The sequence below is a fragment of the Pseudomonas sp. ZT5P21 genome (assembly GCF_054897785.1).
In genome coordinates this window covers 4,566,963-4,590,266 of sequence record NZ_CM142705.1, presented here as the reverse complement: position 1 = coordinate 4,590,266, position 23,304 = coordinate 4,566,963, and the positions used below count along the sequence as shown (strand labels likewise).

Below are 23,304 nucleotides of genomic sequence, written 5' to 3'. Positions count from 1 at the left end.
CACAGGGGAAATTTGTTGAGTCAGATACTGATTCGCGACAAATGGATATCGGGTTCGTGGCCGACGCTCAGCTGTTCAACGATCGCATCCTGCAAGCGGCTGCACAGCAACGGGTCGGACAATGGTTGATTGTTGGCGTCGGTAATGAAAAACACGTCTTCCACGCGCTCGCCCAGGGTGGCGATCTTGGCGTTCTGCAGCGACAGGTCGAACTCGAGGAAAATCGTGCCGATCCGCGCCAGCAAACCCGGCCGATCCGGGGCACTGAGTTCAAGCACGGTGACCGGACGCTGGGCATCGTTGTGGATCGTCACCTGGGGCGCAAAGGCGAAATGCTTGAGTTGGCGCGGCACTCGACGCTGAATGATCGTCGGGTAATCGTCCGGGTTGCGCAGGGCTTCGGTCAGACCGTCGCGGATCTGTTTGACCCGTGCCGGGTTATCGCCGATCGAGTCGCCGTCAGTGTCGAGCACGATGTAGGTGTCGAGGGTGAACTGACTGCTGGACGTGATGACCCGGGCGTCGTGAATGTTCAGGTTCAACTGATCCATCGCCGCTACGGTCACAGCGAAGAAGTCGTGCTGGTCGGGCGCATAGATGAAGATCTGCGTACCGCCCTCGAACTCGCGCTGGGTAGTTTCCTTGATCAGCACCAAGGGCCCGCCATCAGCCGGCTGCTGCAGGATCGCATCGGTGTGCCAGGCCACGTCGCCGGCGGTGTGGCGCAGGAAATAATCATCGCCCAATTGCGACCATAACTGCTCGACGTCGTCAGGATCGGTGCCGCCGCGTACCAGGATATCGAGGGCGGCGCTTTGGGTCTGACGGATCTGCATTTCGCGATCCACCCGGTTTTCCAGGCCGCGACGCAACGCACGTTTGGTCTCGGTATAGAGCTGGCGCAACAGGCTGGCGCGCCAGGAATTCCAAAGCGTCGGGTTGGTGGCGTTGATGTCGGCGACGGTCAGCACGTACAGGTAATCGAGGTGGGTTTCGTCGCCGATGATCTGCGCGAAGTCGTGGATCACGTGCGGGTCGGACAAGTCCTTGCGCTGGGCGGTGGTCGACATCACCAGGTGGTTCTGCACCAGCCAGACGATCAGGCGGCTGTCCCACACCGGCAATTGGTGGCGCTGGCAAAACGCCTCGGCATCCACTGCGCCGATTTCCGAGTGATCGCCGTGCCGGCCCTTGCCGATGTCGTGGTACAGACCGGCGAGGTAGATCAGTTCAGGCTTGGGCAGCTTGCCCATGAGCTTGCTGGCCAGCGGGAATTTTTCCGACACTTGCGTGTACTGCAGCTTACGCAGGTGCTTGATCAGGTTCAGCGTGTGCGCGTCGACCGTGTAGATGTGAAACAGGTCGTGCTGCATCTGCCCGACAATGAAGCCGAACTCCGGCAGGTAACGCCCGAGAATGCCGTAACGGTTCATTCGCCGCAGATTGCGGTGGATGCCGATCTTGCACTTGAACAGTTCGATGAACAGGCTGGTATTGCGAATGTCGTTACGGAAATCGTCGTCGATCAGATGGCGGTTTTCCCGCAGCAGACGAATGGTATCGGCACGCACGCCTTTGATTTCCGGCTGCTGGGCCATCAGCACGAAGATCTCGAGCATGGCGAACGGCGTACGGCGGAATACGTTGTCGTTGCGTGCCTCGATGTAACCGTCGTGCAACTGGAACCGCGAATTGATCGGTTGCGGCGGCGCTTCATCTTCCGGCGCGAGGATGACTTCCTCGAAGTGCTGGATGATCAGGTCGCTGAGCTGGGCGATGCTCATGACCACCCGGTAATACTGCTGCATGAAGTTTTCAATGGCTTGCTTGGCGTCATCGCCCTCGAAACCCAGCAGGCCGGCAATCGAACGCTGGTGATCGAACAGCAAGCGGTCTTCGGAGCGACCGGCGAGCATGTGCAGCGCGTAACGAACCTTCCACAGGAATTCCTGGGAGGAGGCCAGCAGGGCGTTTTCGCTTTCTACCAGGAAACCTTCGCCCGCCAGGGCCCGCAGGTTCAGGGTGCCGTATTCGCGACGGGCCACCCACAGAATCGTCTGAATGTCGCGTAGTCCGCCGGGCGAGCCTTTGACGTTGGGTTCGAGGTTATATTCGGTGTCGTTGTACTTGTGGTGACGAGCTTTCTGTTCGGCGCGTTTGGCCAGAAAGAAGTCCTTGCTCGGCCACATGTGCGCGGTGCTGGTGACGTCGAGCATGCGCTGGCGCAAACGCTCGGGGCCGCAGATGGTGCGGCTTTCCATCAGGTTGGTGACAACCGTCAGGTCAGCGCGGGCTTCAACGGCGCATTCGTCCACCGAGCGCACACTCTGGCCGACTTCCAGGCCGATGTCCCACAACAGCGTGAGAAAACGCTCGATGGAATCGCGGAAAACTTCGTGGTCGGCGCTGTCCAGCAGGATCAGCAAATCGATATCGGAATAAGGGTGCAGTTCACCGCGACCGTAGCCGCCGACCGCGACCAGCGCAATGTCGGCATCTTCACTCCAGTTGAACTGCTCCCAGGCCTTTTGCAGGATGTTGTCGACGAACCAGGCGCGATCCTCGATCAGCCGGCGAATATCACGTCCGCTGCGAAAGCGCTCGTCAAGGACCTCGCGGGCCTGGCGGATCGCCTTCTTGAAAGCCGCGATCGGGCTGGCCTTCAGGGCCAGTTCAGCCTGGAACTGGCCACGGTCGAAGAGTTCGGGATCCACCTGCGGCATCGATTGGCTTTCCTTTCTGTAAGGCGGGGTGCGGCGCGGGTCGGATCAGGCCGAAACGCGCGGGATGGTGTCGTCGCTACGCAGGGTGAAGATCTCGTAACCGGTGTCGGTCACGACCAGCGTGTGCTCCCACTGGGCCGACAACTTGCGGTCCTTGGTGATCGCGGTCCAGCCATCGCCCAACACCTTGGTGTCGGCCTTGCCCTGGTTGATCATCGGCTCGATGGTGAACGTCATGCCGGCCTTCAGTTCCATGCCGGTGCCGGCACGTCCGTAATGCAGGATCTGCGGCTCTTCGTGGAACACCTTGCCGATGCCATGGCCGCAGAACTCGCGAACCACAGAGAAGCCGTTCTTTTCGGCGTGCTTCTGAATCACTTCACCGATGTCGCCCAGGCGGCAGCCGGGTTTGACGATTTCAATCGCCTTGTACATGCATTCCTGGGTCACTTGCGACAGGCGCTCGGCCCAGACCGGCACAGTGCCGACGTGGAACATGCGGCTGGTGTCGCCGTGGTAGCCATCCTTGATCACGGTGACGTCAATGTTCAGCGTGTCACCGTCCTTCAATGGCTTCTCATTCGGGATGCCGTGGCAGACCACGTGGTTGATCGAGGTGCAGATCGACTTCGGGTAGCCTTTGTAGTTGAGCGGGGCAGGGATGGCCTGTTGCACGTTGACGATGTAGTCGTGGCAGATGCGGTCCAGCTCATCGGTGGTGATGCCTGGCTTGACATGTTCAGCAATCATTTCCAGTACATCGGCGGCCAGTTTGCCGGCGACGCGCATTTTTGCAATGTCCTCCGGGGTTTTGAGGGTGACGGTCATACGGGCTCTCTCTGCGCTCAATGGCGCTTGCTAACTCGGAATGGGCAATGTGCGATTGATCTTCGCCGCCCTGAAAAACGCGATTCTAACAGACGATCAGCGCAAATCTGAGCCTCTGTGCATCGCTTCTCTTTATAGATAGGCGCATTCTTGAGCGATTCCAAGGGCGTGGAAGAAGATGCGCGTCAGGAATCGAGAATCCGGGTTCCGTTTTTGCAAGCCTTGTGATATAAAATGCGCCGCTTTCCGGGGATACCCCGAAGGGCTTAAATCCACACACGTGTCGACACGATGACCTGGGTGCCTTCAGCTGATGCTGCTGGTTGGTCATTGGGATACGTGGAGGCCAAACCCGACTTAATTAAGGAACTATCATGTCCCAAGTCAACATGCGCGATATGCTGAAGGCCGGTGTGCACTTCGGTCACCAGACCCGTTACTGGAACCCGAAAATGGGTAAATACATTTTCGGCGCGCGTAACAAGATCCACATCATCAACCTTGAAAAAACCCTGCCTATGTTCAACGAAGCTCTGACTTTCGTAGAGCGTCTGGCCCAGGGCAAAAACAAGATTCTGTTCGTCGGCACCAAGCGTTCGGCTGGCAAGATCGTTGCTGAAGAAGCAGCACGTTGCGGTTCGCCGTACGTCGATCACCGCTGGTTGGGCGGCATGCTGACCAACTTCAAAACCATCCGTGCTTCCATCAAGCGTCTGCGTGACCTTGAAGTGCAAGCCGAAGACGGTACTTTCGCCAAGCTGACCAAGAAAGAAGCGCTGATGCGCACTCGCGATCTTGAGAAGCTCGATCGTTCCCTGGGTGGTATCAAGGACATGGGCGGTCTGCCAGACGCTCTGTTCGTTATCGACGTTGATCACGAGCGCATCGCGATCACCGAAGCCAACAAGCTGGGCATCCCGGTTATCGGCGTAGTCGATACCAACAGCAGCCCGGAAGGCGTTGACTACATCATCCCAGGCAACGATGACGCAATCCGCGCTATCCAGCTGTACATGGGTTCGATGGCTGACGCTGTAATCCGCGGTCGCAACCACGTTGCTGGCGGTACCGAGCAGTTCGTTGAAGAAGCTCCGGCAGCTGCAGCTGAGTAATTGACGCCCTGGCGTTGACTCAGTAAGCAAAAAGGGGGCTTGGCCCCCTTTTTGCCACCTCGAAAACCATTTGTGTGCAGCGCAGTTGCAGCCCTGTAACGTGCAGCCGCTATCAAAGAAGGCTTCGGGACGAATTGAACGCCCGTTTGATCGGGTGGAATGGTTGAAAACCTATCCAAGAGGATTTTGAAATGGCAGAGATTACTGCAGCGTTGGTTAAAGAACTGCGTGAGCGTACTGGCGAAGGCATGATGGATTGCAAAAAGGCCTTGACCAAGGCCGGCGGCGACATCGAAAAAGCCATTGATGACATGCGTGCTTCCGGCGCGATCAAGGCTGCCAAGAAAGCAGGCAACGTGGCTGCTGAAGGCGCCATCGCTCTTAAGGAAGACGGTAAATCCGCCGTTCTGCTGGAAGTGAACTCGCAGACCGACTTCCTGGCTCTGCAGGACGACTTCAAGGCATTTGTTGCTTCCAGCGTTGAAAAAGCGTTCGCTGACAAACTGACTGACGTTGCGCCGCTGATCGAAGCTCAAGAAGCCGATCGCCTGGTTCTGGTCGGCAAGGTTGGCGAGAACGTCAACATCCGTCGCCTGGCTCGCGTTGAAGGTGATGTTGTTGGTGGCTACCTGCACGGCAACAAGATCGGCGTTGCGGTTGTTCTGAAGGGCGGTGACGTTGAGCTGGCCAAAGACATCGCTATGCACGTAGCGGCCACCAACCCTGAATTCCTGCTGCCATCGGAAGTTTCCGCTGAAGCGGTCGAGCGTGAGAAGGGCGTGTTCCTGACTCTCAACGCTGACAAGATCGCCGGCAAGCCGGAAAACATCGTTGAAAACATGGTCAAAGGCCGTATCAGCAAGTTCCTGGCTGAAGCGAGCCTGGTTGAACAGGCGTTCGTCAAGAACCCTGAAATCAAGGTCGGCGAACTGGCCAAGAAAGCCGGTGCTGAAATCGTTTCTTTCACCTACTTCAAAGTAGGCGAAGGCATCGAGAAGCCGGTCGACAACTTCGCTGAAGAAGTTGCTGCCCAGCTGGCTGCCGCCAAGCAATAAGACGGTTTTTTAACTGTCGCCCTGAAGAGGCTGCCCGCTTACGCGCGCAGCCTCTTTTCAGATGGGGCACCAATTATTAATTGGTTTCCCTTTGGAACTGGCTTACAAAGCCATGTTCCGATGGCGCTGAAGCAGTGCCAAGCTAGAGTGAACGCCAGCTGTAAACAGCTCGCAAAGAATTTTTAAAATACGCCGCAGGAGAGATTCGCAATGGCTCAGCAGGGCAGTGGTTATCAGGCTCGCTATAAACGCATTCTACTCAAGCTTAGCGGCGAGGCCCTGATGGGCTCGGAAGAGTTCGGGATCGATCCGAAAGTTCTGGATCGCATGGCGCTGGAAGTCGGCCAACTGGTCGGCATCGGTGTCCAGGTCGGTCTGGTGATCGGCGGCGGCAACCTGTTCCGCGGTGCAGCGCTGAGCGCAGCCGGCATGGATCGTGTCACGGGCGACCACATGGGCATGCTGGCCACTGTGATGAACGCCCTGGCCATGCGCGATGCGCTGGAACGTGCCAATATTTCGGCCATCGTGATGTCGGCCATTTCCATGGTTGGCGTGACCGATCACTATGATCGCCGCAAAGCCATGCGCCACCTGAACGCCAAAGAAGTCGTAATCTTCGCGGCCGGTACCGGCAATCCGTTCTTCACCACGGATTCGGCGGCCTGCTTGCGTGCGATCGAAATCGACGCCGACGTCGTGCTGAAAGCGACCAAGGTCGATGGTGTCTACACCGCCGATCCATTCAAAGACCCGCATGCCGAGAAGTTCGATCATCTGACTTACGATGAAGTGCTGGATCGCAAGCTGGGTGTGATGGACCTGACTGCCATTTGCCTGTGCCGCGACCACAAGATGCCATTGCGCGTTTTTAACATGAACAAGCCCGGCGCCCTGCTGAACATCGTGCATGGCGGCGCTGAAGGGACCCTGATCGAGGAAGGCCAACAATGATCAACGAAATCAAGAAAGACGCTCAAGAGCGCATGAAAAAATCCGTCGAATCGCTGGCGCACAACTTCGGCCGTATTCGTACCGGCCAGGCGCACCCGAGCATTCTGGAAGGTGTGATGGTGCCGTATTACGGTTCTGACACCCCGATCAAGCAGGTGGCTAACATCACCGTTAAAGATGCTCGTACCCTGCAAGTCGTTGCCTTTGAGCGCAACATGCTGGGCGCCGTCGACAAGGCCATCGGTAGCGCTGGTTTGAACCTCAACCCGACCAACCTGGGTGAGTTGTTGCTGATCTCCATGCCGGCCCTGACCGAAGAAACCCGCAAGGGCTTCACCAAGCAGGCTCGCGATGTTGCTGAAGACGCCCGTGTTGCGGTGCGCAACATCCGTCGTGACGCTAACAGCCAACTCAAGGATCTGGTCAAGGAAAAAGAAATCAGCGAAGACGAAGAGCGCCGCGCGACTGGCGAGATCGATGATTTGACCAAAAAGTTCGTGGCTGAAATCGACGCGAATCTGGCGCAGAAAGAAAAAGACCTGATGGCCGTATAAGGGTCGCGTTTCATGGAAAAGACCAAGCAGGTTGCGCCGTCCGCGGTGCCGCGCCATGTCGCGATCATCATGGATGGCAACAATCGCTGGGCGAAAAAACGCTTTATGCCGGGTGTCGCCGGGCATAAAGCGGGAGTGGACGCGGTTCGTGCAGTGATCGAAGTGTGTGCCGAGGCCAAGGTCGAGGTATTGACGCTGTTCGCTTTCTCCAGCGAGAACTGGCAACGGCCGGCCGATGAAGTCAGTGCCTTGATGGACCTGTTCTTCAAGGCATTGCGTCGCGAGGCCAAACGCCTCAACGAAAACAACATCAGTTTGCGCATCATCGGCGATCGTTCGCGGTTTCATCCAGAGCTTCAGGCTGCGATGCGTGAAGCCGAAGCGATGACCGCAGGCGCCAACCGCTTCGTTCTGCAGATCGCCGCCAACTACGGCGGTCAGTGGGACATCGCGCAAGCCGCGCAGCGTCTGGCACGGGAAGTCCAGGCCGGCCATCTGCGTCCGGAAGACATCACCCCGGAACTGTTGCAAACCTGTCTGGCGACCGGCGACCTGCCGTTGCCGGACTTGTGCATTCGTACTGGCGGCGAACACCGCATCAGTAACTTCCTGCTGTGGCAATTGGCCTACGCCGAATTGTACTTCTCCGACCTGTTCTGGCCGGACTTCAAACACGACGCCATGCGCACCGCGCTGGCCGATTTCGCTTCTCGCCAGCGCCGCTTCGGTAAAACGAGCGAGCAGGTCGAGGCTGGAGCCCGGGTTTAATGCTTAAACAACGAATCATCACCGCGCTGATCCTGCTGCCGATCGCCTTGTGCGGTTTTTTCCTGCTTGAAGGCTCTGGCTTCGCGCTGTTCATCGGGCTGGTCGTGACCCTCGGCGCCTGGGAATGGGCGCGCCTGGCAGGTTTTGCCGCTCAACCGATTCGCGTGGGATACGCGGCCGTCGTCGCGCTGATGTTGTTTGTCATGCACATCCTGCCGGGGCTTGCGCCCTGGGTGCTGGGCGCTTCGGTGCTGTGGTGGGGCGTTGCGACCTATCTGGTGCTGACGTATCCGCGCTCGAGCGAACTCTGGTCCAGTGCCGCCTGCAAACTGGTGATCGGCCTGCTGGTCCTGTTGCCGGCCTGGCAAGGTCTGGTCCATATCAAGCAGTACCCGATGGGCAACTGGTTGATCATGGCGGTTATGGTGTTGGTCTGGGGAGCAGATATTGGGGCTTACTTCTCCGGTCGCGCGTTTGGCAAGCGCAAACTCGCGCCACTGGTCAGTCCTGGCAAGAGCTGGGAAGGTGTGTATGGCGGCCTCGCGCTGAGCCTGGTCATCACCGCCATTGTCGGTTTTGTGCGTGACTGGAGTTTCGCCCAGTTGTTGATTGGGCTGATAGGCGCCGCCATCGTCGTGTTCATATCGGTGGTGGGGGATCTCACCGAAAGCATGTTTAAGCGCCAGTCCGGGATCAAGGACAGCAGTAATCTGCTGCCCGGTCACGGCGGTGTGCTGGATCGCATCGACAGTCTGACGGCTGCGATCCCTGTATTCGCTGTGCTGTTGTGGGTGGCGGCACCGTGAGCCGCCTACAGCAGATTACCGTGCTGGGGGCGACCGGTTCGATCGGTCTGAGCACGCTCGACGTCATTGCCCGACATCCCGAGCGTTATCAGGTTTTTGCCTTGAGCGGCTTCACGCGTCTGAGCGAGTTGCATGCGCTTTGCGTGCGTCATGCGCCGCGGTTCGCCGTAGTGCCAAAGCAGAGCGCCGCTCGGGGCTTGCAGGACGATTTGCGTGCAGCCGGTCTGTCGACTCGCGTGCTGGTGGGGGAGGAGGGCCTGTGTCAGGTTGCCTCCCATCCAGAAGTCGATACGGTCATGGCGGCCATCGTCGGTGCGGCGGGCTTGCGTCCGACCCTGGCGGCAGTTGAAGCCGGGAAGAAAATTCTCTTGGCCAACAAAGAAGCACTGGTGATGTCTGGTGCGCTGTTCATGCAGGCTGTACGCAAAAGCGGTTCGGTGCTGCTGCCGATCGACAGCGAGCACAACGCGATTTTCCAGTGCATGCCACAGGATTTTTCCCGTGGACTCGGGGCGGTTGGGGTGCGTCGGATTCTGCTGACAGCCTCTGGCGGTCCGTTCCGGCAGACACCCTTGGCCGAGCTGGCCGATGTTTCCCCTGAGCAGGCCTGTGCCCATCCGACCTGGTCCATGGGGCGCAAGATTTCCGTGGATTCGGCGAGCATGATGAACAAGGGGCTCGAGCTGATCGAGGCCTGCTGGCTGTTCGACGCCAAGCCGTCCCAGGTGGAAGTGGTGATTCACCCGCAGAGTGTGATTCATTCGCTGGTCGACTACATCGACGGTTCGGTATTGGCTCAGTTGGGCAATCCTGACATGCGTACGCCGATCGCCAACGCCCTGGCCTGGCCGGAGCGTATCGATTCGGGGGTTGCACCGCTGGACCTGTTCGCCATCGCACGTCTGGACTTCCAGGCGCCCGATGAAGGGCGTTTCCCTTGTCTGCGACTGGCTCGTCAGGCCGCAGAGGCTGGCAATAGCGCGCCAGCGATGCTCAATGCGGCAAATGAAGTGGCTGTCGCGGCGTTTCTCGACGGGCGGGTTCGCTATCTGGAAATCGCGAGTATCATCGAAGAAGTCTTGAATCTCGAGCCTGTGGTTGCGGTGGATGATCTCGAGGCGGTGTTCACGGCTGACGCGAAAGCGCGAGTCCTGGTGGAGCAATGGTTGAGTCGTCACGGGCGGTAAGTGCTGCAACACGTTGGCCCATGCAGCACTGGATAGGATTGCGGAGAAAGTAGATGAGCGCGCTCTATATGATTGTCGGCACCCTGGTAGCCCTGGGCGTGCTGGTCACCTTCCACGAATTCGGCCATTTCTGGGTCGCGCGTCGCTGTGGGGTCAAAGTGCTGCGCTTCTCCGTGGGCTTCGGCTTGCCGTTGCTGCGCTGGCACGACAAGAAAGGCACTGAGTTCGTCGTCGCCGCGATCCCGCTGGGCGGCTACGTGAAGATGCTCGATGAGCGCGAAGGCGAAGTGCCGGCCGATCAGCTCGATCAGTCCTTCAATCGCAAGTCCGTGCGTCAGCGCATTGCCATTGTGTCGGCGGGGCCGATTGCCAACTTTTTACTGGCGATGTTTTTTTTCTGGGTGCTCGCGATGCTCGGCAGCGAGCAGGTGCGGCCTGTCATCGGTGCCGTTGAGTCCGGCAGCATTGCCGCCAAGGCCGGTTTGAGCCCGGGTCAGGAAATTATTTCCATTGATGGAGAGCCGACTTTCGGCTGGGGCGCAGTCAATCTGCAGCTGGTCCGTCGCCTCGGCGAGAGTGGTTCCCTTCAGGTGCTGGTTCGCGAGCAGGGTTCCACAGCGGATTCACCTCGCGAGCTGGTCCTGGATAAATGGCTCAAGGGCGCTGACGAACCGGATCCGATTCATTCTCTGGGTATTCGCCCTTGGCGTCCGGCATTACCGCCGGTTTTGGCCGAACTTGATCCGAAAGGCCCGGCGCAGGCAGCGGGGCTGAAAACCGGCGACCGGTTGTTGGCGCTGGATGGCAAGGCGCTCGATGACTGGCAGCAGGTGGTTGACATCGTCCGTAAGCAACCGGACACCAAAATCATGCTGCGCGTCGAGCGCGATGGTGCTCAAATCGACGTCCCTGTGACGCTCGCTGCTCGCGGTGAGAAAAAATCACCCAGTGGTTATCTTGGCGCCGGGGTGAAGGCAATCGATTGGCCGCCGGAGATGATTCGCGAGGTCAGTTACGGTCCTTTGGCAGCGATTGGCGAGGGGGCTCGACGCACCTGGACCATGAGCGTACTGACCCTCGATTCGCTCAAGAAAATGTTGTTCGGTGAGCTCTCGGTAAAAAACTTGAGTGGACCGATAACCATTGCTAAAGTGGCGGGCGCTTCTGCCCAGTCGGGCGTTGCTGATTTCCTGAATTTCCTTGCTTATCTGAGTATTAGCCTGGGGGTTCTGAATTTGTTGCCCATTCCTGTACTGGATGGGGGGCATTTGTTGTTTTATCTGATCGAGTGGGCGCGTGGTCGCCCCTTGTCGGATCGGGTGCAGGGTTGGGGGATACAGATCGGCATCAGTTTGGTGGTCGGGGTGATGTTGCTTGCTCTGGTCAATGATTTGGGCCGTCTGTAACACTACGCTGAATTGCGAATCTGCCGCATTGTGCGGCAGTTTGTTTATTGCCAGTTGGAATAAGAAAGGACTTCATGAAACGTCTGCTGCTAACTGCGGTTCTCACCGTATTGATGATCGCCGAAGTTCACGCCGAGTCCTTCACTATCTCTGATATTCGCGTCAATGGCCTCCAGCGGGTCTCCGCGGGTAGCGTCTTTGGGGCCTTGCCGTTGAACGTCGGTGAGCAGGCGGATGATCGTCGCCTGGTGGAATCCACTCGTGCGCTGTTCAAAACCGGGTTCTTTCAAGATATCCAGCTGGGCCGCGATGGCAACGTACTGGTCATCACGGTAGTCGAACGCCCGTCAGTCGCCAGTATCGAGATCGAGGGTAACAAGGCGATCTCCACTGAAGACCTGATGAAAGGCCTCAAACAATCCGGTCTGGCTGAAGGCGAGATCTTCCAGCGTGCCACCCTCGAAGGTGTGCGTAACGAGCTGCAGCGCCAATACGTCGCGCAAGGTCGCTACTCGGCTACCGTCGATACCGAAGTGGTGCCGCAGCCGCGCAACCGCGTCGGCCTAAAGGTCAATATCAACGAAGGCACCGTCGCTGCTATCCAGCACATCAACGTGGTGGGTAACACGGTCTTTCCTGATGAAGACCTGATCGATCTGTTCGAACTCAAGACCACCAACTGGTTGTCGTTCTTCAAGAACGACGACAAGTACGCACGTGAAAAGCTTTCCGGTGACCTGGAGCGTCTGCGCTCCTACTACCTGGACCGTGGCTATATCAACATGGATATCGCTTCGACCCAGGTGTCCATCACCCCTGACAAGAAGCACGTCTACATCACTGTCAACGTCAACGAAGGCGAGAAGTACACCGTTCGTGACGTCAAGCTCAGCGGTGACCTGAAAGTCCCTGAAGACCAGGTCAAGTCGTTGCTGCTGGTACAGAAAGGCCAGGTGTTCTCGCGCAAGCTGATGACCACCACGTCCGAACTGATCACTCGCCGTCTGGGTAACGAGGGTTACACCTTCGCCAACGTCAACGGCGTGCCCCAGCCGCACGATGATGATCACACCGTCGATATCACTTTCGCCGTCGATCCGGGCAAGCGTGCTTACGTCAACCGCATCAACTTCCGTGGCAACACCAAGTCCGAAGACGAAGTGCTACGCCGTGAAATGCGTCAGATGGAAGGTGGCTGGGCTTCGACTTACCTGATCGACCAGTCCAAGACCCGTCTTGAGCGTCTGGGCTTCTTCAAGGAAGTCAACGTCGAAACCCCGGCTGTTCCGGGTGTCGATGACCAGGTTGACGTGAACTACAGCGTAGAAGAACAAGCTTCCGGTTCGATTACCGCCAGTGTTGGCTTCGCACAGAGTGCCGGTCTGATCCTCGGTGGTTCGATCACCCAGAACAACTTCCTGGGTACCGGTAACAAGGTCAGCGTTGGCTTGACACGCAGTGAATACCAGAGCCGCTATAACTTCGGTTATGTCGACCCGTACTGGACGGCTGACGGTGTGAGCCTGGGTTACAACGCGTTCTATCGCACCACTGACTATGATGACCTCGACGTCGACGTTGCCAGCTATGCCGTAGACAGCCTGGGTGCGGGCGTGAGCGTCGGTTACCCGATCAGCGAAACGTCGCGTCTGACCTTCGGCCTGACTGCGCAACAAGACACGATCAAAACCGGTCAATACACGGTTGACGAGATTTTCGACTTCGTAAACAAGGAAGGCGACAAGTACCTGAACTTCAAGGCATCGGCCGGTTGGTCTGAGTCGACTCTGAACAAGGGCGTGCTCGCAACCCGTGGTCGTTCCCAAAGCCTGGTGCTGGAAACCACCACGCCTGGCAGTGACTTGTCGTTCTTCAAGCTCGACTACCGGGGCCAGTTGTTCCAGCCGTTGAGTGATAACTACACCGTGCGCCTGCATACCGAGCTGGGTTATGGCGATGGTTATGGTTCGACCGATGGTTTGCCGTTTTATGAAAACTACTATGCTGGTGGATTCAACTCGGTTCGTGGCTTCAAGGACAGTACTCTGGGTCCTCGCAGTACGCCGAGCCGTGGCACAAACCCGGGCACATTGGCTGACCCTGACCAGGATCCACTACCGTTTGGCGGTAACGTCCTGATCCAGGGCGGTGTCGAGCTTCTGTTCCCTCTGCCGTTCGTCAAGGATCAGCGCTCCCTGCGTACCTCGGTATTCTGGGATGTGGGTAATGTGTTCGACTCAACGTGTAAGGACAGCACCAACGCAAACGGTTCGTCGTCCAATACCCAGTGCAACGACATCAGCCTGAGCAACATGGCCAGCTCCGTCGGTGTCGGCGTGACCTGGGTCACCGCATTGGGTCCTCTGAGTTTTGCGTTGGCTATGCCGATCAAGAAACCGGATGAGGCTGAAACTCAAGTGTTCCAATTCTCCCTCGGCCAGACGTTCTAAGCGCCTGACCCAAGATAACGACAATGGATTTTGTAGGAGTGCATCGTGCGTAAGTTGACTCAATTGGTTCTCCTGGCGACCGTACTGGTAGCAGGCCCGGCTTTTGCCGACATGAAAATCGCCGTTCTGAACTATCAGATGGCTCTGCTCGAGTCCGACGCGGCCAAGAAATACGCCGTGGATGCCGAGAAGAAGTTCGGCCCGCAGTTGACCAAGCTCAAGACGCTGGAAAGCAGTGCCAAGGGCATTCAGGACCGTCTGATGGCGGGCGGCGACAAGATGCAGCAAGGCGAGCGTGAGCGTCTGGAGCTTGAATTCAAGCAAAAGGCCCGTGACTTCCAGTTCCAATCCAAGGAACTGAACGAAGCCAAAGCCGTTGCTGACCGTGAAATGCTGAAGCAGCTCAAGCCGAAACTGGACAGCGCTGTGGAAGAAGTCATCAAGAAAGGTGCTTTTGACCTGGTCTTCGAGCGTGGCGCAGTGATTGATGTCAAACCTCAGTACGACATCACTCGCCAGGTTATCGAGCGCATGAATCAGCTGAAGTAATCCATGACAGTGACCATAAAACTCGGCCAGTTGGCCGAGTTCCTCGGCGCCACCCTGCGTGGCGACCCGGAGAAGGAAATTACTGGGCTAGCCACTTTGCAAGAGGCTGGCCCAGCTCAGTTGAGCTTTCTGGCAAATCCTCAGTACCGTAAATACCTGGTCGACAGCCGGGCTGCAGCCCTGTTGCTGAAAGTCGCTGACGCCGAAGGTTTTACCGGTGATGCGCTGGTGGTGCCCGACCCGTATCTTGCTTATGCACGCGTTTCCCACCTGTTCGATCCCAAGCCCAAGGCGGCTGCCGGTATTCATCCGACAGCGGTAGTGGCGGAAGACGCGGATGTCGATCCGGCGGCGAGTATCGGTGCCTTTGCCGTGATCGAAAGTGCAGCGCGCATTGCCGCGGGTGTGACTGTCGGTGCGCACTGCTTTATCGGTGCCCGCAGCGAGATTGGCGAGGGCGGTTGGCTGGCCCCGAAAGTCACGCTGTATCACGACGTGCGCATCGGCAAACGGGTGGTGATTCAATCCGGGGCCGTTCTGGGTGGCGAAGGCTTCGGCTTCGCCAACGAGAAAGGCATCTGGCAGAAAATCGCCCAGATCGGTGGTGTCCTGGTCGGTGACGATGTGGAGATCGGCGTGAATACCGCGATCGACCGCGGTGCGCTGGCCGATACCGTCATCGGTAATGGCGTCAAGCTCGACAATCAGATTCAGATCGCCCACAACGTCCAGGTGGGTGATCACACCGCCATGGCCGCCTGCGTGGGCATTTCCGGCAGCACCAAGATCGGCAAGCATTGCATGCTCGCCGGTGGCGTGGGGCTGGTGGGGCATATCGAAATTTGCGACAAGGTTTTCATCACCGGGATGACCATGGTGACCCACTCGATTACCGAGCCGGGTTCCTACTCTTCCGGTACGGCCATGCAACCGGCTGCCGAATGGCGCAAAAGCGCGGCACGTATCCGTCAGCTCGATGACATCGCGCGGCGGCTGCGACAGCTGGAAAAGCGGACAGGGGAAGTGACCCCTGACGGCAATGCTTCATCAGATGGCTGATACCATTTCCATATCAAGTGTGCACAGCCGCTAGACTGCCTCCTTGATTTGCTAGAGGAACGCGCGTCAGTCGCGCGTTTCCAATCTTTACATAGGCTTCCCCCCGAAATGATGGACATCAACGAGATTCGCGAATACCTGCCTCACCGTTACCCGTTCCTGCTGGTGGACCGGGTCGTGGATCTGGACGTGGAAGGCAAGCGCATTCGCGCCTACAAGAATGTCAGCATCAACGAACCGTTCTTCAATGGTCACTTCCCCGCGCATCCAATCATGCCGGGCGTGCTGATCATCGAAGCGATGGCTCAGGCTGCCGGGATCCTTGGTTTCAAAATGCTCGACGTGAAACCGGCCGACGGCACCCTTTACTACTTTGTCGGCTCCGACAAGCTGCGCTTCCGTCAGCCGGTGCTGCCGGGCGATCAGTTGATCCTCGAAGCCAAGTTCCTGAGCTGCAAGCGCCAGATCTGGAAATTCGAATGCCAGGCTTCGGTCGACGGCAAGCCAGTCTGCTCCGCTGAAATCATCTGTGCGGAACGCAAACTATGAGTTTGATTGACCCTCGCGCAATCATCGATCCGTCGGCCATTCTGGCTGACGACGTTGAGGTCGGCCCCTGGTCGATCATCGGCGCAGGTGTGGAAATCGGCGAGGGGACAGTGATCGGGCCGCATGTGATTCTCAAGGGCCCGACCCGAATCGGTAAGCACAATCGCATCTACCAATTTTCGTCGGTAGGCGAGGACACGCCCGATCTGAAATACAAAGGTGAAGAAACCCGTCTGGTCATTGGTGACCATAACGTCATCCGCGAAGGCGTGACGATTCACCGCGGTACCATTCAGGACCGTGCGGAAACGACCCTCGGCGATCACAACCTGATCATGGCCTATGCTCACATCGGCCACGACAGTGTCATCGGCAACCACTGCATCCTGGTCAACAACACCGCGTTGGCCGGCCATGTGCACGTAGATGACTGGGCGATCCTGTCCGGTTTTACTCTGGTTCATCAGTATTGCCACATCGGCGCCCACAGCTTTTCCGGCATGGGTACCGCCATCGGCAAGGACGTGCCTGCATACGTTACGGTATTCGGTAACCCGGCCGAAGCCCGCAGCATGAACTTCGAAGGCATGCGCCGTCGTGGTTTCAGCGAAGACGCGATCCACGCCCTGCGTCGTGCCTACAAGGTGGTTTACCGTCAGGGCCTGACCGTCGAGCAAGCGCTCGCCGAACTGACCGAACCCTCGGCGCAGTTTCCGGAAGTTGCGGTGTTCCGTGATTCCATCCAGTCTTCGACCCGCGGCATCACGCGTTAATCATGGCTAATCTGCGTATAGCGCTGGTGGCGGGAGAGGCTTCCGGTGACATTCTGGGCGCCGGTCTCATGCGTGCGCTCAAGGCTCAGCATCCGGCTGTCGAGTTCATCGGAGTCGGTGGTCCGCTGATGCAGGCCGAAGGCCTGACCTCGTATTTCCCGATGGAACGTCTCTCGGTCATGGGCCTGGTGGAAGTACTGGGTCGGCTGCGCGAGTTGTTGAAACGCCGCAAGAACCTGATCGCGGACCTGATCGCCGAGAAACCGGCCGTGTTCATCGGTATCGATGCGCCGGATTTCAACCTCAATATCGAACTCAAACTGCGTCAGGCCGGGATCAAGACCGTGCATTACGTCAGTCCGTCGGTGTGGGCGTGGCGGCAGAAGCGGGTGCTGAAGATTCGCGAAGGTTGCGACCTGATGCTGACGCTGTTCCCGTTCGAAGCGAAATTCTATGAAGAGAAGGGTGTGCCGGTGCGGTTTGTCGGGCACTCCCTGGCCGATGCGATCCCGCTTGAAGCGGATCGCGCCGCGGCACGGGCCGAGCTTGGTTTGCCGGACGGACCTTTGGTCGCGCTGATGCCCGGTAGTCGAGGTGGCGAAGTGGGGCGTCTCGGTGCGCTGTTCCTCGATACCGCCCAGCGCCTGCGCGCCCTGCGTCCTGGCGTGCGGTTCGTCATGCCATGCGCCAGTCCCCAGCGCCGCGCGCAGCTTGAAGAATTGCTCGTGGGTCGTGATCTGCCGCTGACCCTGCTCGACGGTAAATCCCATCTGGCACTGGCGGCCTGCGACGCCGTGTTGATTGCCTCCGGAACGGCGACCCTTGAAGCATTGTTGTACAAGCGGCCGATGGTCGTTGCCTATCGTTTGGCGCCTCTGACGTTCTGGATCCTCAAGCGCATGGTGAAGAGCCCCTACGTTTCGTTGCCGAACCTGCTGGCCCAGCGCCTGTTGGTGCCCGAGTTGCTACAGGACGATGCGACAGTTGAAGCGCTGGCTCAGACGCTGTCGCCTCTGATCGAAGGTGGCGAAGAACAGACCCGTGGCTTCGACGAAATCCACCGGACCCTGCGTCTGGACGCCTCCAACCAGGCTGCGGATGCAGTGCTGAAGCTGATTGGCCGAGTACAATGAGTAAAACAAACATGCAAATGGGGCTGGATTTCACCTTGGTCGCTGAAGTCGAAGATCTGGTTGCCGGTGTTGACGAAGTCGGTCGCGGCCCGCTTTGCGGTGCCGTGGTGACCGCGGCTGTGATCCTTGATCCGAACCGTCCGATCCTCGGTCTCAACGATTCGAAGAAACTCACTGAGGCCCGCCGCGAAAAGCTCTACGACGAAATCTGCGAAAAGGCCCTGAGCTGGTGCATCGCTCGCGCGGAAGTCGAAGAAATCGATGACCTGAATATCCTGCACGCCACGATGCTGGCCATGCGGCGCGCGATCGAAGGCCTGCATATTCAGCCAAAACTGGCGATGATCGACGGTAACCGTTGCCCAAAGCTGTCCATGCGCGCCGAAGCCGTGGTCAAAGGTGACAGCAAGGTCCCAGCCATCGCCGCCGCCTCGATTCTGGCCAAGGTCAGCCGCGACCGCGAGATGGCTGCTTTCGAATTGATTTACCCGGGTTACGGCATCGGCGGCCACAAGGGCTACCCGACGCCCGTTCATCTCGAAGCGCTGGCACGCCTGGGGCCGACGCCGATTCACCGCCGCTCGTTTGCGCCTGTGCGGCTGGCGTATGAAGCGCGTGAAAGTCTCATCGTGAGTTAGTCGCAAGGCTGATGTTTTTGCCAAGGCCCGGTACAATCCGGGCCTTGTTGTCTTCACGTTCACAGACAGGATCACTATGCCGGCTTCATTCGTTCATCTACGCCTGCACACTGAATATTCCCTGGTCGACGGTCTGGTGCGGATCAAACCGCTGGTCAAGACCCTGGTCGGCATGAACATGCCTGCCGTAGCGGTCACCGATCAGAACAACATGTGTTCCCTGGTCAAATTCTATAAAGCCGCCATGGGCGCTGGCATCAAGCCGATCTGCGGCGCCGACCTGTGGCTGTCGAACAAGGATCCGGACAACGGCCTGAGCCGGATCAGTCTTTTGGCAATGAACGCTGTCGGTTATCGCAACCTGACCGAGCTGATCTCCCGCGGTTTCATCGATGGCCAGCGCAATGGCTCGGTCATTATCGAGCGCGAGTGGGTGGCCGAAGCCAGCGAAGGCTTGATCATGTTGTCCGCGGCGAAAGAAGGCGAGATCGGTCTGGCCATGCTCAGTGGAAATCCGGCTGAAGCGGAAAAGCTCGCGCGGGAATGGATGGCGGTGTTCCCTGATCGCTTCTACCTGGAAATCCAGCGCACCAATCGTCCCAACGATGAAGAACAATTGCACGGCGCCGTGGCTCTGGCCGAGAAAATCGGTGCGCCACTGGTGGCGACCAACGACGTGCGCTTCATCAAGCAGGAAGACTTCGCCGCTCACGAGACCCGCGTCTGCATTGGTGAAGGCCGTGCCCTCGACGATCCGCGGCGCTCGAAGAATTACAGCGATCAGCAATATCTGAAAAGCGCCGAGGAAATGGCCGAGCTCTTCAGCGATATTCCCGAGGCGCTGGAAAACACCGTCGAGATTGCCAAACGCTGCAACATCGAAGTGAAGCTGGGCACGCACTTCCTGCCCAACTTCCCGATTCCGGATGGCATGACCATCGACGAGTATTTCCGCAAGGTCTCGTTCGACGGTCTGGAAGAGCGTCTGACCGTTCTGCTGCCCAAGGACACCACCGAAGACTATGAAGCCAAGCGTCAGGTCTACGTAGACCGGCTGAATTTCGAGCTGGATATCATCATCCAGATGGGCTTCCCCGGTTACTTCCTCATCGTTATGGACTTTATCCAGTGGGCCAAGAGCAACGGCGTGCCGGTAGGTCCTGGCCGTGGTTCGGGTGCCGGGTCGTTGGTGGCCTATGTGCAGAAGATCACCGACCTCGACCCGCTGGAATATGACCTGCTGTTCGAACGTTTCCTCAACCCGGAACGGGTTTCCATGCCCGACTTCGACGTCGACTTCTGCATGGACGGTCGTGACCGGGTCATCGACTACGTGGCCGAGAAATACGGCCGTAACGCGGTTAGTCAGATCATCACTTTCGGTTCCATGGCGGCCAAGGCTGTAGTCCGGGACGTGGCGCGGGTGCAGGGCAAGTCCTACGGATTGGCGGATCGTCTGTCGAAGATGATTCCGTTCGAAGTCGGCATGACCCTGGAAAAAGCCTACGAGCAGGAAGAAATCCTCCGTGACTTCATCAAGGTCGATGAAGAAGCCGCGGAAATCTGGGACATGGCGCGCAAGCTTGAAGGCGTTGTGCGTAACGTCGGCAAACACGCCGGTGGTGTGGTGATCGCGCCGACCAAGCTGACTGACTTTTCGCCGATTTATTGCGACGAGGCCGGTGATGGCCTTGTAACCCAGTTTGACAAGGATGACGTTGAAGCCGCTGGCCTGGTGAAGTTCGACTTCCTCGGTCTGCGGACCCTGACGGTGATCGACTGGGCGCTGAAAACCATCAACCGCGACCGCGCCAAGGTCGATGAACCGCCGCTGGACATCGCGTTCATCCCGCTGGACGACAAACCGACTTACCAGTTGCTGCAAAAAGCCGAGACCACCGCGGTGTTCCAGCTCGAGTCGCGGGGTATGAAGGAGCTGATCAAAAAGCTCAAGCCCGACTGCCTGGAAGACTTGATCGCACTGGTGGCCCTGTTCCGTCCGGGCCCCTTGCAATCGGGCATGGTTGACGACTTTATCAACCGTAAGCACGGCCGCGCCGAACTCGCTTACCCGCACTCGGACTACCAGTACGAGGGCCTGAAGCCGGTTCTGGCACCGACTTACGGCATCATCCTGTATCAAGAACAGGTGATGCAGATTGCCCAGGTCATGGCCGGTTACACCCTCGGTGGTGCCGACATGCTGCGTCGGGCCATGGGTAAGAAAAAGCCCGAGGAAATGGCCAAGCAGCGCGGCGGTTTCATTGAGGGTTGCAAGACCAACAATATCGATGCCGACCTTGCCGGTAACATTTTCGACCTGGTAGAAAAATTCGCCGGTTACGGTTTCAACAAATCCCACTCCGCTGCGTATGGTCTGGTGTCGTACCAGACCGCGTGGCTGAAAACGCACTACCCGGCGCCGTTCATGGCGGCGGTTCTGTCGGCGGATATGCACAACACCGACAAGGTCGTGACATTGATCGAAGAAATTCGCACGATGAAGCTGCGACTCGACGCGCCGGATGTGAATACCTCCGAGTTCAAGTTCACGGTGAATGACGAAGGCCGGATCATTTACGGCCTCGGCGCGATCAAGGGTGTGGGCGAAGGGCCGGTTGAAGCGATCACCGAGGCGCGTCAGGACGGGCCGTTCAAGGACCTGTTCGATTTCTGCGCCCGTGTCGACCTCAAGCGCATCAACAAGCGCACCCTTGACGGTTTGATCCGCAGCGGTGCGCTGGATCGTCTGGGTCCGTATTTCCATGACGAACCGAAAGCCTATCAAGCGAGCATCGACCAGAACCGCGCGGTCTTGCTGAACGCGATGGAAGGGGCGATCAAGGCCGCCGAACAAACCGCCCGCACCCACGACAGTGGTCATGCCGACCTCTTTGGCGGGTTGTTTGTAGAAGAAGATGCCGACGTCTACGCCAATCACCGCAAGGCGAAAGAGCTGACCCTGAAGGAACGCCTGAAAGGGGAAAAAGACACCCTGGGCCTGTACCTGACCGGTCACCCGATCGACGAATACGAAGGCGAAATCCGCCGTTTTGCCCGTCAGCGCATCATCGACCTGAAGCCGGCGCGCGATACCCAGACCGTCGCAGGCATGATCATCGCCCTGCGGGTGATGAAGAACAAAAAGGGCGACAAGATGGGGTTCATCACCCTTGACGACCGCTCTGGCCGGATCGAAGCTTCGTTGTTCGCCGAGGCGTTCCATTCGGCGCAGTCGCTGTTGCAGACTGACGCGATGGTGGTGGTTGAAGGCGAAGTCAGCAACGACGACTTCTCTGGCGGTTTGCGCTTGCGGGTCAAGCGGGTGATGAGCATGGAAGATGCGCGCACCAACCTGGCCGAAAGCCTGCGATTGAAGCTGCAGACCAAGGATTTGAAGGGCGATCAGCTACGCTGGCTGGGTGAGCTGTTCAAGCGTCACCGCGGCGCGTGCCCGATCACCATGGAGTACACGAGCCCCGATGCGAAGGCCTTGCTGCAGTTCGGCGAGACTTGGCGAATCGACCCGGCGGATGCGTTGATTCAAGCCCTGCGTGACCAGTTCGGGCGAGACAACGTCTTCCTCCAATACCGTTGACGGTCAGGTGTCATTTTTTGTCATAAAGAGTGCCCTCTGATCTCGACGCAGTTTAATCTCGACCTGAACGCGCCTCTCCCTTAAGGTAGGGCGCGAATAGACAACCGGCCGGCCCAAGCTCTCTTGGACGTCGACCCAAGACGGACGCCTATGAACCCGAATTTTCTAGATTTCGAACAGCCGATCGCCGACCTGCAAGCCAAGATCGAAGAGTTGCGCTTGGTCGGTAACGACAATTCGCTGAATATCGGCGATGAGATCTCCCGCCTGCAGGACAAAAGCAGCACGCTGACCGAAGACATCTTCGGCAAGCTGACCAGTTGGCAGATCGCGCGTCTGGCGCGTCACCCGAAACGTCCGTACACCCTGGACTACATCGAACACATCTTCACCGAGTTCGACGAGCTGCATGGCGATCGTCACTTCTCCGACGATGCCGCCATCGTTGGCGGCGTGGCCCGTCTGGATGACCAGCCGGTGATGATCATCGGTCACCAGAAAGGCCGCGAAGTGCGCGAGAAGGTTCGCCGCAACTTCGGCATGCCACGTCCGGAAGGCTACCGCAAGGCGTGCCGTCTGATGGAAATGGCCGAACGTTTCAAAATGCCGATCCTGACCTTCATCGATACGCCGGGTGCTTACCCTGGCATCGACGCTGAAGAGCGCAACCAGAGCGAAGCGATTGCCTGGAACCTGCGCGTGATGGCTCGCCTGAAAACCCCGATCATCGCCACCGTGATCGGTGAAGGTGGTTCCGGTGGTGCACTGGCAATCGGCGTGTGCGACCAGTTGAACATGCTGCAGTACTCGACCTACGCAGTGATCTCGCCGGAAGGTTGCGCTTCGATTCTGTGGAAAACCGCGGAAAAAGCACCGGATGCCGCTGAAGCCATGGGCATCACCGCCGAGCGTTTGAAAGGCTTGGGCATCGTCGACAAAGTGATTGGCGAGCCCTTGGGCGGCGCGCATCGTGACCCGGCTGCGGCCGCTGCATCGATCCGTGCCGAGCTGACTTCGCAGTTGGCCATGCTGAAGAAATTCGACAACGAAGCGCTGCTCGCCCGTCGTTACGAGCGACTGATGAGCTACGGTCTCTGATCTGAAGCTGCTTCGGCAAATGATGCAAAACCAGTGTGGGAGCGAGCTTGCTCGCGATAGCGGC

General features: G+C 58.3%; 19 protein-coding genes. 17 read left to right on the top strand and 2 right to left on the bottom strand.

Annotation, left to right across the window (positions count from 1 at the left end; translation table 11 throughout):
• Positions 1-20: 20 nt before the first annotated feature.
• The gene (locus ACYZT9_RS21325) at positions 21-2,723 is read right to left on the bottom strand and encodes a [protein-PII] uridylyltransferase (RefSeq protein WP_462007281.1); all 2,703 of its coding nucleotides are present in this window, start codon (positions 2,721-2,723) and stop codon (positions 21-23) included.
• Positions 2,724-2,768: 45 nt separating this feature from the next.
• Entirely contained in the window at positions 2,769-3,551 is a 783-nt protein-coding gene (map, locus tag ACYZT9_RS21320; protein ID WP_462007280.1) for a type I methionyl aminopeptidase, read from the bottom strand.
• Between the two features lie 374 nt (positions 3,552-3,925).
• Between map and rpsB the strand changes: the two genes are divergently transcribed.
• The 17 genes from rpsB (at position 3,926) to ACYZT9_RS21235 (ending at position 23,240) form a co-directional block, all read left to right on the top strand.
• Complete coding sequence (gene rpsB / locus ACYZT9_RS21315) at positions 3,926-4,663, top strand: 30S ribosomal protein S2 (protein ID WP_007907989.1); 738 nt, start codon at positions 3,926-3,928, stop codon at positions 4,661-4,663.
• A gap of 191 nt (positions 4,664-4,854) precedes the next feature.
• The gene (gene tsf / locus ACYZT9_RS21310; RefSeq protein ID WP_028622556.1) at positions 4,855-5,718 is read left to right on the top strand and encodes a translation elongation factor Ts; all 864 of its coding nucleotides are present in this window, start codon (positions 4,855-4,857) and stop codon (positions 5,716-5,718) included.
• 210 nt (positions 5,719-5,928) lie between these two features.
• Positions 5,929-6,672: a UMP kinase gene (gene pyrH / locus ACYZT9_RS21305; RefSeq protein ID WP_003172271.1), complete on the top strand. Its 744-nt coding sequence runs from the start codon at positions 5,929-5,931 to the stop codon at positions 6,670-6,672.
• On the top strand, positions 6,669-7,226 hold the full coding sequence (frr, locus tag ACYZT9_RS21300) for a ribosome recycling factor (RefSeq protein WP_462002529.1): 558 nt from the start codon (positions 6,669-6,671) through the stop codon (positions 7,224-7,226). The genes pyrH and frr overlap by 4 nt, the downstream gene beginning before the upstream one ends.
• Before the next feature lie 12 nt (positions 7,227-7,238).
• Positions 7,239-7,994 (top strand): polyprenyl diphosphate synthase, encoded by a 756-nt coding sequence (uppS, locus tag ACYZT9_RS21295; protein WP_084322274.1) that lies wholly within the window; start codon positions 7,239-7,241, stop codon positions 7,992-7,994.
• Complete coding sequence (locus ACYZT9_RS21290) at positions 7,994-8,800, top strand: phosphatidate cytidylyltransferase (protein WP_462007279.1); 807 nt, start codon at positions 7,994-7,996, stop codon at positions 8,798-8,800. The genes uppS and ACYZT9_RS21290 overlap by 1 nt, the downstream gene beginning before the upstream one ends.
• Positions 8,797-9,987 carry a 1-deoxy-D-xylulose-5-phosphate reductoisomerase gene (gene ispC, locus ACYZT9_RS21285; RefSeq protein WP_462007278.1) on the top strand — a complete coding sequence of 397 codons (1,191 nt, stop codon included), beginning with the start codon at positions 8,797-8,799 and terminating at the stop codon, positions 9,985-9,987. Before ACYZT9_RS21290 ends, ispC begins: the two co-directional genes overlap by 4 nt.
• A gap of 53 nt (positions 9,988-10,040) precedes the next feature.
• Positions 10,041-11,393, top strand: coding sequence for a sigma E protease regulator RseP (gene rseP / locus ACYZT9_RS21280; protein ID WP_462007277.1), 1,353 nt, complete (start codon positions 10,041-10,043; stop codon positions 11,391-11,393).
• A gap of 74 nt (positions 11,394-11,467) precedes the next feature.
• Positions 11,468-13,843, top strand: a complete 2,376-nt coding sequence (gene bamA / locus ACYZT9_RS21275) for an outer membrane protein assembly factor BamA (protein ID WP_462007276.1) — start codon at positions 11,468-11,470, stop codon at positions 13,841-13,843.
• Positions 13,844-13,888: 45 nt separating this feature from the next.
• Positions 13,889-14,392, top strand: a complete 504-nt coding sequence (locus ACYZT9_RS21270) for an OmpH/Skp family outer membrane protein (protein ID WP_008028980.1) — start codon at positions 13,889-13,891, stop codon at positions 14,390-14,392.
• Between the two features lie 3 nt (positions 14,393-14,395).
• The gene (lpxD, locus tag ACYZT9_RS21265) at positions 14,396-15,451 is read left to right on the top strand and encodes a UDP-3-O-(3-hydroxymyristoyl)glucosamine N-acyltransferase (protein WP_462007275.1); all 1,056 of its coding nucleotides are present in this window, start codon (positions 14,396-14,398) and stop codon (positions 15,449-15,451) included.
• Positions 15,452-15,559: 108 nt separating this feature from the next.
• Positions 15,560-16,000 (top strand): 3-hydroxyacyl-ACP dehydratase FabZ, encoded by a 441-nt coding sequence (fabZ, locus tag ACYZT9_RS21260; protein ID WP_007907157.1) that lies wholly within the window; start codon positions 15,560-15,562, stop codon positions 15,998-16,000.
• The gene (lpxA, locus tag ACYZT9_RS21255) at positions 15,997-16,773 is read left to right on the top strand and encodes an acyl-ACP--UDP-N-acetylglucosamine O-acyltransferase (protein WP_462007274.1); all 777 of its coding nucleotides are present in this window, start codon (positions 15,997-15,999) and stop codon (positions 16,771-16,773) included. The genes fabZ and lpxA overlap by 4 nt, the downstream gene beginning before the upstream one ends.
• Before the next feature lie 2 nt (positions 16,774-16,775).
• Positions 16,776-17,906 carry a lipid-A-disaccharide synthase gene (lpxB, locus tag ACYZT9_RS21250; RefSeq protein ID WP_462007273.1) on the top strand — a complete coding sequence of 377 codons (1,131 nt, stop codon included), beginning with the start codon at positions 16,776-16,778 and terminating at the stop codon, positions 17,904-17,906.
• Between the two features lie 11 nt (positions 17,907-17,917).
• Positions 17,918-18,544, top strand: coding sequence for a ribonuclease HII (rnhB, locus tag ACYZT9_RS21245; protein ID WP_462010266.1), 627 nt, complete (start codon positions 17,918-17,920; stop codon positions 18,542-18,544).
• Positions 18,545-18,620: 76 nt separating this feature from the next.
• Entirely contained in the window at positions 18,621-22,142 is a 3,522-nt protein-coding gene (gene dnaE, locus ACYZT9_RS21240) for a DNA polymerase III subunit alpha (RefSeq protein ID WP_462007272.1), read from the top strand.
• Positions 22,143-22,292: 150 nt separating this feature from the next.
• On the top strand, positions 22,293-23,240 hold the full coding sequence (locus ACYZT9_RS21235; protein ID WP_461951616.1) for an acetyl-CoA carboxylase carboxyltransferase subunit alpha: 948 nt from the start codon (positions 22,293-22,295) through the stop codon (positions 23,238-23,240).
• Positions 23,241-23,304 lie beyond the last annotated feature (64 nt).